This window comes from Chitinophaga sp. 01L420, assembly GCF_056399985.1.
The window spans coordinates 1-14,648 of sequence record NZ_JBFTSK010000083.1 but is presented as its reverse complement, the minus strand read 5'-3'; the positions used below and the strand labels follow the sequence as shown (position 1 = coordinate 14,648).

Below are 14,648 nucleotides of genomic sequence, written 5' to 3'. Positions count from 1 at the left end.
ACTTCCATGCGGCTGATTCTGGCGGGTGTTAATGAACGCTGAATCAACAGTTGAATGTTGGTGGTAAAGTTAATGATATCTATATTTTCATTTCTCAGTTCGCGCACGATACCATGTATACGGCTACCTTTCATACCTACGCAGGCACCTACCGGATCGATACGATCGTCATAGGATTCTACTGCCACTTTGGCTCTTTCACCAGGTTCACGAACTATTTTCTTGATCACAATCAGGCCGTCAAAGATCTCAGGCACCTCAATTTCCAGCAATTTAGCAAGGAAGGATGGATGTGTACGGGAGAGAATGATGAGTGGTGCGTTGTTTTTCATTTCCACTTTCTTCACCACCGCTCTTACGTTCTCCCCTTTTTTGAAATAATCTGTGGGGATTTGCTCAGATTTAGGCAAAATTAACTCATTCCCTTCATCATCAAGCAATAAAACTTCTTTTTTCCAAACCTGGTATACTTCACCATTTACAATTTCACCTGCTTTGTCGGCGTATTTCTTAACCAGAATATTCTTTTTCAGGTCGCCGATACGGGCAGATAAAGTTTGTTTAGCCGCCAGGATAGCCCTGCGACCGAAATCCATGATCTCTACCTCTTCATATAAATCTTCACCTACCTGATAATCCGGTTCTACCTTGATAGCTTGGGAATATGCGATCTGTGCGTTTTCATCTTCTACTTCTCCATCGGTTACGATGGTACGACGGCGTAATATTTCAAGGTCACCTTTTTCGGTATTTACAATCACGTCAAAATTCTCATCTGAGCCATACTTTTTCCGCAGCAGTGTTTTGAACACATCCTCCAGGACCTTCATCAATGTAGGACGGTCGATATTTTCCGCCTCCTTGAACTCGGTAAATGACTCAATCAAGTTAATACTAGCCATGTTTAGTTGTTATATTTTAAAACACGATGCACACCTTTGTGTGCTTTATTTCATTAAGTTTTAAATCGGTGGATTTCTTCTCTTTCTTCTTGCCAATCAACTCTTCAATGTTAATCTCTTCTTCGGTTGCTGATTGCAGGGTACCTTCCTTTACTGAGCCATCCAGCAGGGTTACTTCCACTTTGCGTCCAATATTTTTAAGGTATTGTCTGTGCAGTTTGAGCGGTTCATCCAGTCCGGGAGACGAGACTTCAAGGGAGAAATCATTGTTAGGGAACAGTTCAGCTGCTTCCAGCAAAGGATATAACTGACGGTTAAACGACACCAGTGTAGCCACCGGCACCCCTTTATCTCCGTCCAGAAAGAGCTTGATATTGTTAGTGGGCTTAATTCTGATGTCTACCAAAAAATTGTCGGGATCGTTAGCCAGCAGTCCTTCTGCCATTTCCCGGATAGTTTTTATCACGTGTTCGTTTGCCATACAAAAAGCGCGAAGGGGACAATATCTCGTCCCCTTCGTTTGAATCATTTTTCCTCGTACAAAATTAGGATTTTATTTTGATTGAAAAACTATTTCTTTAACTTGTATATAAATATTTAGATGAGAGGCTCTGCCATCATTCATATGTATTTTTAAAATATTTGATGTGAGCACTGCTTTCTGGCAAAAAATAAATATAGAACTGATTGCCTGGCCCCTGGGGCTGGTTCTGCTATATTTAATGACACCCAATGAAAATGCCGCTAGCTTATGTTTACTAAAAAACCTGGGCATCCCCTTTTGTCCCGGCTGCGGCTTAGGCCACGGTATTCATTATTTTTTACACGGTCAATGGTCTGCTGCGATCCACCATCACTGGCTGTCGCCCCTGGTAGTAGTGGTATTGCTATACCGCACCGTACAACTGGCCCGCCTCCAATACACTGACCTTAAACAACAATAAACCCAATACTATGAGCGATTTTTCATTTGCGATGCTTCCCGGAATTGAAACCGAGGAAATGATATGGTTACAAGAACTTACGAAAAGCTATTCTGCAGAAAATAAACAACGTTTCCTGTCTGTATACCAGAACCGGCGCAAAGATCCGCAAACTATTCTTATTTGTAGCCTGATCGGTTTTGTAGCAGTAGCAGGTATTCAACGCTTTTTGCTGAACCAGATCGCCATGGGGATTTTATATGTGGTAACGCTTGGCTTTTGCTTTGTAGGCACTATCATTGACGCTGTCAACTATCGCAAAATGACCTGGGAATTCAATAAAAAGGAGGCCATGTCTTCCGCCGCCCTGCTGGGTCTTTAATCCACCCGGGAAAGTTAAAAAAACCTTAAAATGAGGTGATTTTCAAGGCGCCGGATACTATATTCCGCTAACTTCGCACCATTATGTTGAAATTTCTCTTTTCCATATTTATTGCCTGGCTGCTGTACAAGTTGGTATTTGACCTGCTCATACCGGGCTATAAAATGACCAAGCAAGTACGTAGGCAGATGAGCGATATGCAAGATCATATGCGGCAGCAATATGAAAGCCAACAAGGTGCGCAGCCGGGAAATCCCAAGCAGCCCTCCTCTCCTCCTGAACCCAAGAAAGTGGATAAAGGAGATTATCTTGATTTCGAAGAAATTAAATAACAAAAAAGGCTGGTTTACTAAACCAGCCTTTTTCTTTATACCGCACTTGCCGGGCGGAAAATATCCAGTATTGTTTTGGGAGATTCCAGGTGAATGGTTTGTAACCCTACAGCTTTAGCCCCTTCTATATTAGGTAAAAGGTCATCTATAAACACCGTTTCCGCCGCTTTCAGCCCATTTTCATCCAATACCATCTGGTAAGATGCTTTATCCGGCTTCCGCTGCCCCATCAGATGAGAATAGTACGCCCGGTCAAAGAAACTGCTCAGAGAAGGTATTCCCCGGGTTTCCTGCAGCATCCTGTTGAATTCCTCCAGGTGAATAGCATTGGTATTACTGAGTAAATAAAGATTATAATGCTGCCGCAACTGCTGCAATAACTGCAGGCGCTGCAACGGGAAGTCGAGTAACATAGCATTCCATGCGGCCTTTAACTGCTCATCTGTTACGGTTTCCGGTACATGCTGATGCATTTCTGCGAGGAACTCCTCCGTTGACACATGCCCTGTTTCCAGTCTGTTAAATAAGCTGGAGCCGTGAAACTGCGAATACAGCTCCTTAAAGTTCTTTACCCCCAATTGGGTAAAAGCGTCGCTGGTAAGCTGGTAGTTAATATTGAGAATTACGCCACCCAGATCGAAAATGATGTTTTTGATGCCTTGCATATGGTGAAAGATTGAAGACAAATTTATTAAAGTATAGTCGTACGCGTTGTTATCAAAAAAATATTTTAGGTTAATTCAATAAAATAATTAATTTTGCCGTCCCTTGAAAAGGGGAATTTTTGTTCTTCGGAACGGGTCCTATAGCTCAGTTGGTTAGAGCACCTGACTCATAATCAGGGGGTCCCTGGATCATGCCCAGGTGGGACCACACGACAGAAAAGGCTTTCAGCGGATTGACGCAGGAAGCCTTTTTTTATTTGATACATGTTTGCATACAAAGGGCGTCAAAAGGTTGATTTAGAGTTTTAGCGATACGTGCCTGGTCCAGAGCATTTAAATTATTTAGTTGTTGACAACTACATTTCCTACATCCGCTATATCCAAAACCTTAGCAAACCTTAACAATTGTCAATATGTGAATTCTTTTAGGGACTCGGAAAACTCCTAAAAAGCAAAACCCCGACCAGGAATAGTCAGGGCGTTTATTTCTATGTTTGTTACAATTATCAAAACTGACCCGTGTTAATATTCTTATCTCTCACCGTATTTTTTTAGATGCAGGGTCATTATTCAGACTTCATAAAGGCCATATAGTAGTCGGTGAAATATTTAAATAATTCACTGTAAACCTTCCGGATCATATATCTCTCTGCATTTGAAAAGCTCTGAACAACATGTATTTTCTCCCCGGCAACYATTCTGACTGATGGACGCATATATCTGTAATACGTGGGTGTTGAAAGGCCACACTCCTTCATAACTTGCTCCCTGAAACGAATAGGTAAGTCCGTCAACATGGTGTGTAGATCAAAAAGCATGTTACCGGGGTTCGTAAGTAAATTCTGGTTTGTTTCTTTGTTTTTGTTTTTTTGTGGGTTTGTTTTTTGGTCTGTCATAATGGATATTTTGAATGATGATTTGTTTTCGATTGTATGATAGGCACAATGGGAAGCCGCTTTCATATAGCATGAAAGTGCTTAACCCTGAAAAGGGATTTATAAAATTGGATTATTTATAAGTGGAGAACCGGGGCTTTTGGGAATAAAAAAACGTGGGCCTCTACTTACCGCCCCAGGGTGTGGAATCCGGATGACGGAAGCGAGTACCCACGCCGTAGCGTGAGCACCGCCTAACATCTGGTATCCTAAAAGTTTCCACACCCTGGACCATTTGAAAGCGCGATAGCTTCAATATTTTATGAAGCTGCAAAATAACATTTGTAAGCCTAAGTTAGTAAAAATATCTAAATAAAATTCTTATTTGAGAATATTTAATTATTGAATTGGAATATTATTTTCTCATATAGCAATATATTATTGCATATAATCAATATGTTATTACATTTCAGTAATGGCGCAAGAAAAGAAATATGCAGCAGTAAAGGCATTGTTAGAGGCCGGAGGGATCTCCCGGATTGCTGATATATTTGATTACGTTCCCAAAACGAATGTTTATAAATTGTTAGGACTGGGCTATCTGACATTCCTAAAAAAGCTGGACAATCCTGGCTTGTTTACCATTGACGAATTAAATGCCCTCGCGGATTTAATAGGGATTGATGATGAAATACTCAATGGCTTAGCGAGGAAAGAAGCCAAAATATTAAGGAAGAAGCGGAAGAAGGCATAATAGGAATTGCTTGTCTTTTACCATTACATTATTCCTGAAATAAATAGCATCCCCATCAACTCAGCTCCTTAGCTGAGGCAGTTTTAGGAAGGATTTATAACAGGCGGAAAGCAATATAGGTGAAAGCTTCGTTTTCTCATTTGTTGGATAATAGAATTCTAATAGGCGGGAGGTATTTCTGCAATATTGAATAAAATGTAGTAAAATGAAAAGGTTTAGTAAGGTATTCATCCGCACCAGCCTTTAACATTTCTTCCTTTTCAGTTTCAAATGCGTCTCCCGAAATAACTATAACAGGAATATGGCTAAATTCTGTGTGAGACTTTAATTTATATAAAAATTGTTTGCCATTCATTAATGGCATGTTTGCATCACAGATAATAAGTGCTGGTTTTTCAATATTAATAAAATCAAATGCCGCATCTCCACTGTCTACTATTATAGGCTCCGCCCCTGCCATTTGGGTTGTTACTTTGAGAATATGTTGTTGTATAGGGTCATCATCGATGCATAAAATCCTGTATCCTTTTAGTGATCCTTTTTTAAACGGTTTATCACTTGCTCTTGTCATCTCATACTACAGCAGAATTATCTAAATTCAATTTCTTAAAACTAAGTAAATTGAATGTTGTAAAATGAGGCAGGTGGAAAGGGGGATAGAGCCGTTAGCATTTCAGCGATATCTGTTATATATTTGTGGCATCGAATGAAGGCATACATTCCTTAAAATTAAATGCTAAAAAAGAATTGTATTGTGCCAGGAAATTCTGATCTGATAGCTATTGTTTAAAATCAAGTTTGTGTTAACCTAATCATCAAATTATATTTTCAAATTTATCTCTCTATGAAGTTTTCAAAATTATTATTGCTGTTCCTTTTATCAGGTTCATTGAATGTTTTTGCACAAAATGCTTTGCCTGCCGCCAATGGGAATGTGGGCATTGGAACGGCCACTCCCACCAGCAGATTGCAGGTAGTGGACAATGGCAGGAATTATTATGTAGACAGGGGGATTCCCGGACAATCAGATGATAACATAACTGAAAATTACATCCTGCTACATGTTATGTATACGGGTACTATTTTGCCTGCCGATTATCATGTAATGGGACGTTTTAGTGCTATTAGAGGTCAGGGTGCATCAAACCGGAAATGGATCGTTGATGTGAACACAGCTTCTGCGTACAATAAAAATACCGGTAACCTGGTATCTTTTAGTGATCGTGCTGCGTTGGTGACACTAACGTTCAATTCGATTCAATATCTGGCGGTTTCCATTCCCCAATCGTCAACTCTTACCAATTTCTCCTTTACAGGATATGCTCAGAATGATGCTTTAAAACTAGTGCGGGGTAATGAGGTCACTGATGTAAACATCTTCAATGCCACAGAGGAAGTGGGAATCCAGGGCGCTGTAGTGATAAGAAATGCCGCAACTTCTAATCGCCTGGTCCTCGCGGGCAGTGACACTACTTACTCTAATATAATGGCGATTACTCATGGAGGGATGAGCAACACTCAATTGTATATCGGAAATATTGCACCCACCTATCCTGTAATTACTCAGCGTAATTCCAATATCATCGAAAGCTACAGGGATCTGCATATCGGGGCCGCTAATATCGGCAGCAAAATTATTTTCGAAAATGGAAGAATCGGTACCACAATAGGGTCTTCTATGGTAATTGCCGGTAACAAAAATGTAGGTATCGGCGTGGATAATCCGACCTACAAACTCACGGTGAATGGCGCCATCGGCGCGAGAAGCGTAAAAGTAAGCCAGGAAGCATGGGCCGATTATGTATTTCATCCAGATTATAACCTCCCGAAACTTCCTGTTGTAGAGCAGTTTATAAAAGAGAATAAACATCTTCCCGGTATCCCTTCTGAAAAAGAAGTGCTCGAAAAAGGAATAGATCTGGGAGAAATAAACAAATTATATCTGCAAAAGATAGAAGAACTAACACTGTATGTTATTGATCTGCAGAAGCAGGTAGATGTGTTGAAGCGTAATACAGAAAAGCAGATGACAAAAAGAAAGTAGCCGAAAACGATCGTCTCTCTGGAAGGCTTTCAGGGTATAAACACTGAAAGCCTTTTCTTTTTTTGAATCAAAGGGAAATAAGTGAGGTGTTAAAATCTAAGCTGAGAGAATAGAATGAATTACATAATAGTATTTATAACATATTGAAATGTTATCAATTGCATAAATGAAATTATTTTCTCAACCCGCGTTTAATACCACCCTCCTCTCCTTTCTTTTTCTTTAAATTATTTCCCTATGATAAAGTTAAACCTACTAACTTTAACGTCAGTACGAAATACTCGTAACATAGGTCCGGATGCCAACCCGAAAAATAAAATATTTATTCCTTATACTGCTTTGTGTTGTTACCAGGTTAAACGCACAGACCACGCATGTCTTAACAAATGATGCTGTTTTACAGATTAAAGCGTATGATGTACTGCGGGATAGTCAGTATAGCTTTGATCGGATCCTGACAGATACCACCCTGGCTTTTTCACAGCATACCTTATTAAGCACTGCTGCTACTGATTACTATTGGGTGAAAGTGGTGGTGGAAAATCCTTACCCCAATAAGGAGAGTTATCGACTTTCGTTATCGCTACGGCTAAATTATACCCTGTATTTTTTTGATAGTAATAAGGGCAAATGGGTCAGTCACCGCGCTGGTTTGGCAGTACCGGCCCAACAAAGGGAAAGAGAGATGGTGCCACTTTTTTTACAGGGAGACACCAAAAATACACTGTATATAAAAATCGATATCCGCGACATACAATCTTATGGATATAGTATCCAACCATTTATTATACTTGAAAAAGAGATCTCTTTCGATGGGCGGGAAAGCTTTTTATGGTATTCCTGGCTGGTGGGCGTGTTTATATTACTCAGTTTCTGCGGCTATAGCTTATATACTTATTTGCAGTTAAAGGATAATATTTATGGCTGTTACCTGGCGGTACAGATTGGCGGAATTATTTTTGTTACCTCTTTCAAGCATTTTTTTAACCTGTTTTTTCCAGTTGCCATATACAATGTAAAACTGAACCCTGACGGAACCGTCTATGCCTATGATCTCAATGCTTTCTTTTTACATGTGGCATCCGTGATTATTGTTTCGGGGGCCGTTCAGCTAACCCGGATATACCTGCGTACGGAAAAACTGTTGCCTCGCTGTGATAAGGGGCTTAAATATCTTACTTATGGTTACGTCTTGTTTGCATTAGTGTCTGCTGTTATTACCATTACAGGACTATATTACTCAGATAGTTTCACATTGTTGTACGATAATATTCTCGTCGTATCCATTATGTTAACCGTTATCCTCACCTGCTTAATTGCCTATAAATATAAAGTAAGAGCCGCCAAGCATTTTTTACTGGCGAATATGTTGCCGTTACTTTTCATTGTCATTTTTGCTACCTACTTCATTATTCATTCATCGCCACCTTATGTAGAAAACCACTTGCTGTTGCCTGAAATGGCCATATTTTCCCAGATATTCACATTTGCGGTAGCACTACTGGCCCGTATGCGGGTGGTGAATGAGGAGTTGAAAATAAAAGAACTGGAGCTGGAGAAGCTGGAAACAGATATTGCACAGGCCATGTACAAATGTGAGGTGATTGAAAAGGAAAATGAGCAGATCGTGCTGACTATCCAGGAAGAAAAGGACAAGAATGATTTGTTACAACAAAAGCTGGAAGCCAATCAACGGGAACTCGTTGGTAACAGTTTGTATATACATCAAAAAAACAGATTGCTGTCAGATCTGAAAGATCAGCTACAGGATATTGATAATCTTTATCCACATGTTAAACATCCCGGCTTAAAAAATATTAAGTCTTCCCTAAAAGATGGGCAGCACCTGGACGCAGAATGGGATAAATTCAAATTGCATTTTGAGCAGGTGCACCCTGACTTTTTTGAAAACCTGCAGGCCAGTCACCCTACCCTGACCAAAAACGAACTAAGACTGTACGCCTATTTCCATATTCATTTGTCTACCAAAGAAATTGCCGCATTGCTTAATATAGAACCCGCCAGTGTAAGACAGGCGAAAGCAAGGCTAAATAAAAAAATGAGCAACCCCACAGGTTCCATTCCCTCCTCTTCAGAACAAAATTAATCTCGGTTTATATAACTAGTAGATAATCAATTATTTGCAGACTTGTTCATCTGTGTATACAACGAAAGTTTTTCTATGTGTATACACTTTGTCGACACCTGTTATTGGTTTATTTATCGTGGATGATATCTCTTTACAGAAAATTCCAGATGGTTGGAAGTGCACTCATTTGCCTGTTTTATTTATTCAGGACGAATGAGAGCAACGCATCTATTTACCTGTTGTAATAGCACAGGTAATTATTTATGTAGCGATCATCCTGGGTTAAAATCGAACCAATAAGAGATTATGCGTAATAAATCCTATATCTGTTTATTCCTGTTATCCGGTCTTTTCCTGCTCTCCCTACGTGGTATGGCTCAATCTTTCAGCAAAGCAGCGGCGTTACTGGAGCCTTCCGGGACCCAATATTTTCAAAATCAGTACCTGGCCAATCCTGCCATGGCAGGCATAGATACGGGGTTGCACATCAATGCTTCCTACCGGAATCAATGGGGGGATGTTGCGGGTGCACCCGTCACCAAATTTTTGTCGGCCGATGGGAACATCGGTAACAGAGTGGGTGCGGGATTGCGGGTGTTTAATGATGTTGCCGGTTTACTTAACCGCACACGAATAGCACTCACCTATGCTTATCACCTACCATTAAGTGATAAGGGACAGCAGTTAAGTTTCGGACTTTCGCTTGCGCTTAACATGCAACGTTTAAATACTAAAGACCTGAGTGGAGACCCTAACGATCCTTCTATTGGGGCATTCAACCGCCGGGATGACTATTTTGAAGGCGAATTTGGAATGGCCTATACAGATGGCCATTGGAACCTGCAAGCCGCCGTCCCTAATATAAGAGGCCTGGTTACAGGAGACAATAATGAAGTAGATGGCGGTAATACCTTTTATTCCGCTGCCTCCTACCGGTTTAGATCCGATGCGGTGATCAGCAGCGTGGAACCGAAGATTTGTTATCGCGGCGTAAGAGGCTATGATAACATCTTTGATATAGGCGTCAACGTGGCCGTACTAAATGATGTCGCCAACGTATTGGCAATATATCATACTTCTAAAAGCGTGACTGCCGGAATTGGGGTAGATATCATGAAAACTTTAGCCCTCCGGGTTTTGTACACAGCTCAGACCGGGGGAATCAAAACCTATGTTAATAATACTTATGAAATAGGGGCTACCATCCACCTGTTCAGATAATCTTAGTCTATACGTCATTATTATTCTCCGGATTTCCGAAGAGTAGTATCCTTCCTCTATGCCTTTTTAATGAGTTTATATGAATCATTCTCTACTCAATAATATTAAGTTACTGCTGTCTGTATTTAGTTTGCTGTTCGGCAGCTACCTGGTAAAGGCCGCAGATGTAGCTCATCGTGTGCCTCCTACAGCGACGCTGTCAATGCCGCCGACATCCAATTCCACCACGGCTATTATTACGGTTACATTCAGTGAGCCGGTGGCAGGGTTTACGGCAAGTGATTTCAGTTTAAGCGGAATGCCGGGTGCTTATGTGAATAACATCACGGCATCGTCAGATCCCAATATATATACAGCCACTGTACATTTTCCTGCTGCTGTAACCGGCGTACTTTCTGTTAGCTTGCCTGCAGGGGTGTTAACTAACACCATTGGAGAGAATAATGTAGCTTCCAGCGTTGTGAGTATTTCGGTGGATAATATAGCACCGGTGATTACAGTCGTAAGCGTGCCCGCAGCGGGAGCATATGTAACAGGAGATCCCTTTGTTTTTATTGTTGATTTTTCTGAAGCTGTCGTTATCAATCCTGTTGGTGAAACACCTTATTTACCAGTAACGATAGGTTCCAGACAAGTGATGATCCCCTTATATGTTCCTATTAGTCCTACGAGTATGATGTTCAAGTATACCATACAACCGGGAGACCAGGACCTCGATGGCATAGTGGTAGGCCCTGCATTGACGATTTCATCGGGGGCGATACAGGATGCTTCAAAGAACAATGCCGTGATGACGCTGAATAATGTAACTGATGCCAGTGGGGTGTTGATTAATTCGAGGATCCCGACTGTGGATATAAGTGGCCCGGGGCCATCAATTGTAAATGGTCCTTTTCAGATCCTCGTGGTATTCAGCGATTTCGTATCCGGACTTACCGCATCAGACTTTACATTAGTGAATGCTACCGCTACCGAACCAACAACTACCGATAACCTTAATTTTTTTGTAGACATCACCCCTATTACTGATGGGTCGGTGAGTGTATCACTTCCTGCAAATTCGGCGGTGAATACGGGGCCGAATGGTAACCTCGCTTCTAATCAGCTGGATTTGACCGCCGACCTGACGGTACCCACGATTACAAAGCTGGATATTCCTGCTGCAGGAAAATATGGTACTACCAATACGTTGGATTTTACCGTTCATTTCAGCGAAGATGTAATCGTGCAAACAACCAATGGAAGTCCTACTTTGGAGTTAAGTATCGGAGGAAAAACAGTAGTGGCAGACTTTACTGCCTGGGTAGGTAATGATGCGTTGACCTTTAGCTATAAGATACAGGATGGCGATACAGATATGGACGGTATTGCACTGGGAGCCAACCTGTTGCTGAATGGCGCCCGTATCCGGGATGCCGCCAGGAACAAGGCGAATCTCACATTCCCTGCCGGTATCGATCTTAGTGGCATCGTTGTGAATACAGTACGCCCAACAGCGGTGTTATCCACCACGGCACCCGCCCTGGTAAATAATCCGTTTTTCATAACACTTGTTTTCAGTGAAGCCGTAACAGGGGTAACAACATCAAGTTTCCAGACAACCAATCTCAATTTTTATGGGATCACCACAACAGATAATATCCACTATACTTTAGACGTAGCACCAAATTATAATGGCCCGGTAAAGATATTGTTGCCGGTTGATGGAGCCGTGAATGACTATTCAAGTGGAAATAGTGCTTCTAATGAAATCATCCTGATGGCTGATTATACGGACCCCAAAATCACAAAACTGACCTTACCTGTCAACGGTACCTACAATGCCACGGGCGTTCTGAACTTTACAGTGGAGTATAATGAAGTGGTGTATGTGACAACAACCGGAGGCACACCTAATATACCCATTACCATAGGAACAAAGGCGGTAAAGGCTTTCTATGCCTCTGGATCCGGTACCAATGCATTGGTTTACAGTTATGCCATAAAAGATGGTGACAAAGATCTGGATGGCATATTGTTGGGGCGTGATATTGGATGGGGCGGTGGACGCGTTAAGGATCTGGCAGGAAATGATGCACTCACCAGACTACCAGCAAATAATACTGTTGGCATTACGGTGAATACTACGCGCCCATCAGTTGTTTTGTCAACTACGGCACCAGCTGTGTTAAAAGATCCATTCCAGGTAACGGTTGTTTTTAGTGAAGCAGTGACGGGACTTACCGCGTTTGATTTCATTATGACAAATGCGAACGTAACTACTCCGCAAACGAACGATAATATCACCTATACAATATGGGTAACACCTACCGGCGGCGGCCCTGTTAGCGTATCGCTTCCTGCAGATGTTGTAGAAAATGCATTGCAAAATGGCAACACCGCATCTAACGAGATTGCTGTTACTGCTGATTTTACCCCATCGGTAGTTACACAGGTAGGCGTGCCGGCCGATGGTTATTACCATGCTTCCGGTACGTTAAGCTTTACAGTAGCATACAATGAAAATGTAATTGTCAATACAACAGGTGGTACACCCTCTCTGGTGGTGATTATCGGCGGAACAGCGGTACAGGCGCAATATACCGGCGGTTCCGGTACCTCTCAGCTGATTTTTGATTATGTGGTGCAGAATGGCGATGGAGATATGGATGGTATTGCTGTTGGTGCAGATCTTATGTTGAATGGCGCGGTGATCAGCGATGTAGCAGGCAATAATGCTGCGCTTACACTGCAAAATGTCGCCCCTACCAATGGAGTGTTAGTCAACACAACACATCCCACTGTAACATTATCAACAACTGCTCCGGCGATACTGAATAGTACATTTACCGTAACGGCTGTTTTCAGCGAACCGGTGACGGGTCTCACGGCAGCAGGTTTCAACCTGGTTAATGCGACCGCAGATGCGCCGCAAACAACAGACAACATTACCTACACGATAGATATTTCGCCGATGACAAATGGCCCTGTAAGTGTATTACTTGCTGCAGATGCAGCGGTGAATGTGGGGCAAAACGGTAACACGGCATCGAATCAAATTACGGTGACTGCTGACTTTAAGCAGCCTAAAGTGACGCAGGTAGATATACCTGCGAATGGATATTATAATGCCACAAAGGCGTTGAGCTTTGTTGTTCATTTCGATGAAAACGTAATCGTGAATACTACCAATGGCATTCCGCTAATGGCTATTAATATGGATGCAGCAACCGTTCCGGTTGAATATGTAAGTGGTTCTGGTACCAATGCGCTGACATTCAGCTATGTGGTACAGGATGGAGATATGGATGTAGATGGTGTTTCAATTGGCCCTGCCATTTCATTAGGTACAGGCGCCACCATCCGGGATATTGCGGGTAATAATCTGAACCCGGTTTTCCCTGGCAATGTGGATGGAAGTGGCATATTTGTGAATACGGCGCATCCAACAGTAACACTGTCTACCGCAGCCGCAGCCGTTGTGAACGCGCCGTTTACGGTAACCGCTGTATTCAGCGAAGTGGTCACTGGCCTTACCGTACCAGACTTTACATTAACCAATGCTACTGCTGCTACGCTGCAAACCACCGACAACATTACCTATACCATCGATATAACGCCAACAGCCAATGGAGCTGTTGGTATTTCATTGCCTGCAGATGTAGCGGTGAATATTGGTGACAACGGCAACACTGCGAGCAACACCATCAGTGTAACGGCAGATATCACGGCACCAGTAGTTACACARGTAATTGTACCTGCGAATGGTTATTATAAAGCAGGTAGTACATTGAACTTTACAGTGACGTACAGTGAAAATGTGCTCATCAATACTACTGGCGGTGTGCCATCGATTAGTGTAAATATAGGAGGYACAAATGTTTCAGCRGTTTATACTGGAGGCGCCGGTACACAGGATTTATCCTTCAGTTACACTGTTCAGAACGGCGATCTGGATATGGACGGTATCACACTTGGTACTARCCTGTTGCTGAATGGTGCGACTATTAAGGATGCAGCTAATAATAATGCAGCCCTCCTCTTGAATAGTGTCAGTAATACTGCGGGCGTATTCGTAAACACAGTACATCCAACAGTAGCGCTGTCCACCACTGCTGCGGCTATTGTCAATGCGTCGTTTACAGTAACTGCTGTATTCAGCGAAGCGGTGATTGGTCTTACGGTAGCAGACTTCGTATTAACCAATGCTACTGCTGCTACGCTGCAAACCACCGACAACATTACCTATACCATCGATATAACGCCAACAGCCAATGGGGCTGTTGGTATTTCATTGCCTGCAGATGTAGCGGTGAATATTGGTGACAACGGCAACACTGCGAGCAACACCATCAGTGTAACGGCAGATATCACGGCACCAGTAGTTACACAGGTAATTGTACCTGCGAATGGTTATTATAAAGCAGGTAGTACATTGAACTTTACAGTGACGTACAGTGAAAATGTGCTCATCAATACTAC

Annotated in this window: 12 protein-coding genes and 1 tRNA gene; 9 read left to right on the top strand and 4 right to left on the bottom strand. The window is 42.1% G+C overall.

Annotated elements, in window-relative coordinates; genetic code table 11:
* A partial coding sequence (gene nusA, locus AC1DP6_RS35435; protein ID WP_477059127.1) for a transcription termination factor NusA occupies positions 1-902 on the bottom strand: 902 nt, incomplete at its 3' end.
* A 16-nt stretch (positions 903-918) separates the two neighbouring features.
* Complete coding sequence (locus AC1DP6_RS35430; RefSeq protein ID WP_441578276.1) at positions 919-1,383, bottom strand: ribosome maturation factor RimP; 465 nt, start codon at positions 1,381-1,383, stop codon at positions 919-921.
* A 166-nt stretch (positions 1,384-1,549) separates the two neighbouring features.
* Here AC1DP6_RS35430 and AC1DP6_RS35425 point away from each other — a divergent pair, with 166 nt between their 5' ends.
* The 3 genes from AC1DP6_RS35425 to AC1DP6_RS35415 all read left to right on the top strand — a co-directional run bounded on the left by AC1DP6_RS35425 (position 1,550) and on the right by AC1DP6_RS35415 (position 2,539).
* A complete protein-coding gene (locus tag AC1DP6_RS35425) occupies positions 1,550-1,846 on the top strand; it encodes a DUF2752 domain-containing protein (RefSeq protein ID WP_477059126.1) in 297 nt (98 codons plus the stop codon).
* A 10-nt stretch (positions 1,847-1,856) separates the two neighbouring features.
* Positions 1,857-2,207 (top strand): TM2 domain-containing protein, encoded by a 351-nt coding sequence (locus AC1DP6_RS35420; RefSeq protein ID WP_477059125.1) that lies wholly within the window; start codon positions 1,857-1,859, stop codon positions 2,205-2,207.
* A gap of 83 nt (positions 2,208-2,290) precedes the next feature.
* A complete protein-coding gene (locus tag AC1DP6_RS35415; RefSeq protein ID WP_441578273.1) occupies positions 2,291-2,539 on the top strand; it encodes a hypothetical protein in 249 nt (82 codons plus the stop codon).
* A gap of 35 nt (positions 2,540-2,574) precedes the next feature.
* Here AC1DP6_RS35415 and AC1DP6_RS35410 read toward each other — a convergent pair whose 3' ends face one another.
* Positions 2,575-3,204 (bottom strand): HAD family hydrolase, encoded by a 630-nt coding sequence (locus AC1DP6_RS35410; RefSeq protein WP_441578272.1) that lies wholly within the window; start codon positions 3,202-3,204, stop codon positions 2,575-2,577.
* A 134-nt stretch (positions 3,205-3,338) separates the two neighbouring features.
* On the opposite strand from AC1DP6_RS35410, the gene AC1DP6_RS35405 reads away from it, so the two are divergent.
* Positions 3,339-3,412, top strand: a tRNA-Ile gene (locus tag AC1DP6_RS35405).
* A 1,142-nt stretch (positions 3,413-4,554) separates the two neighbouring features.
* Complete coding sequence (locus AC1DP6_RS35400; protein WP_477059124.1) at positions 4,555-4,833, top strand: hypothetical protein; 279 nt, start codon at positions 4,555-4,557, stop codon at positions 4,831-4,833.
* Positions 4,834-4,969: 136 nt separating this feature from the next.
* Here AC1DP6_RS35400 and AC1DP6_RS35395 read toward each other — a convergent pair whose 3' ends face one another.
* Positions 4,970-5,404, bottom strand: a complete 435-nt coding sequence (locus AC1DP6_RS35395; RefSeq protein WP_477059123.1) for a response regulator — start codon at positions 5,402-5,404, stop codon at positions 4,970-4,972.
* 273 nt (positions 5,405-5,677) lie between these two features.
* Here AC1DP6_RS35395 and AC1DP6_RS35390 point away from each other — a divergent pair, with 273 nt between their 5' ends.
* The 4 genes from AC1DP6_RS35390 to AC1DP6_RS35375 all read left to right on the top strand — a co-directional run.
* On the top strand, positions 5,678-6,877 hold the full coding sequence (locus AC1DP6_RS35390) for a hypothetical protein (protein WP_477059122.1): 1,200 nt from the start codon (positions 5,678-5,680) through the stop codon (positions 6,875-6,877).
* A 298-nt stretch (positions 6,878-7,175) separates the two neighbouring features.
* The gene (locus AC1DP6_RS35385) at positions 7,176-8,984 is read left to right on the top strand and encodes a 7TM diverse intracellular signaling domain-containing protein (RefSeq protein ID WP_477059121.1); all 1,809 of its coding nucleotides are present in this window, start codon (positions 7,176-7,178) and stop codon (positions 8,982-8,984) included.
* A gap of 288 nt (positions 8,985-9,272) precedes the next feature.
* Positions 9,273-10,187 carry a PorP/SprF family type IX secretion system membrane protein gene (locus tag AC1DP6_RS35380; protein ID WP_477059120.1) on the top strand — a complete coding sequence of 305 codons (915 nt, stop codon included), beginning with the start codon at positions 9,273-9,275 and terminating at the stop codon, positions 10,185-10,187.
* Between the two features lie 79 nt (positions 10,188-10,266).
* Positions 10,267-14,648: beta strand repeat-containing protein (locus AC1DP6_RS35375; RefSeq protein ID WP_477059119.1), on the top strand; the 4,382-nt coding region annotated here is incomplete at its 3' end.

Bases quoted from the DNA above. Each gene is read 5' to 3' on its own strand.
- AC1DP6_RS35410 (WP_441578272.1), bottom strand. From the start codon at position 3,204: ATGCAAGGCATCAAAAACATCATTTTCGATCTGGGTGGCGTAATTCTC.
- AC1DP6_RS35380 (WP_477059120.1), top strand. From the start codon at position 9,273: ATGCGTAATAAATCCTATATCTGTTTATTCCTGTTATCCGGTCTTTTC.
- AC1DP6_RS35420 (WP_477059125.1), top strand. From the start codon at position 1,857: ATGAGCGATTTTTCATTTGCGATGCTTCCCGGAATTGAAACCGAGGAA.
- AC1DP6_RS35390 (WP_477059122.1), top strand. From the start codon at position 5,678: ATGAAGTTTTCAAAATTATTATTGCTGTTCCTTTTATCAGGTTCATTG.
- AC1DP6_RS35395 (WP_477059123.1), bottom strand. From the start codon at position 5,404: ATGACAAGAGCAAGTGATAAACCGTTTAAAAAAGGATCACTAAAAGGA.
- AC1DP6_RS35430 (WP_441578276.1), bottom strand. From the start codon at position 1,383: ATGGCAAACGAACACGTGATAAAAACTATCCGGGAAATGGCAGAAGGA.
- AC1DP6_RS35415 (WP_441578273.1), top strand. From the start codon at position 2,291: ATGTTGAAATTTCTCTTTTCCATATTTATTGCCTGGCTGCTGTACAAG.
- AC1DP6_RS35385 (WP_477059121.1), top strand. From the start codon at position 7,176: ATGCCAACCCGAAAAATAAAATATTTATTCCTTATACTGCTTTGTGTT.
- AC1DP6_RS35400 (WP_477059124.1), top strand. From the start codon at position 4,555: ATGGCGCAAGAAAAGAAATATGCAGCAGTAAAGGCATTGTTAGAGGCC.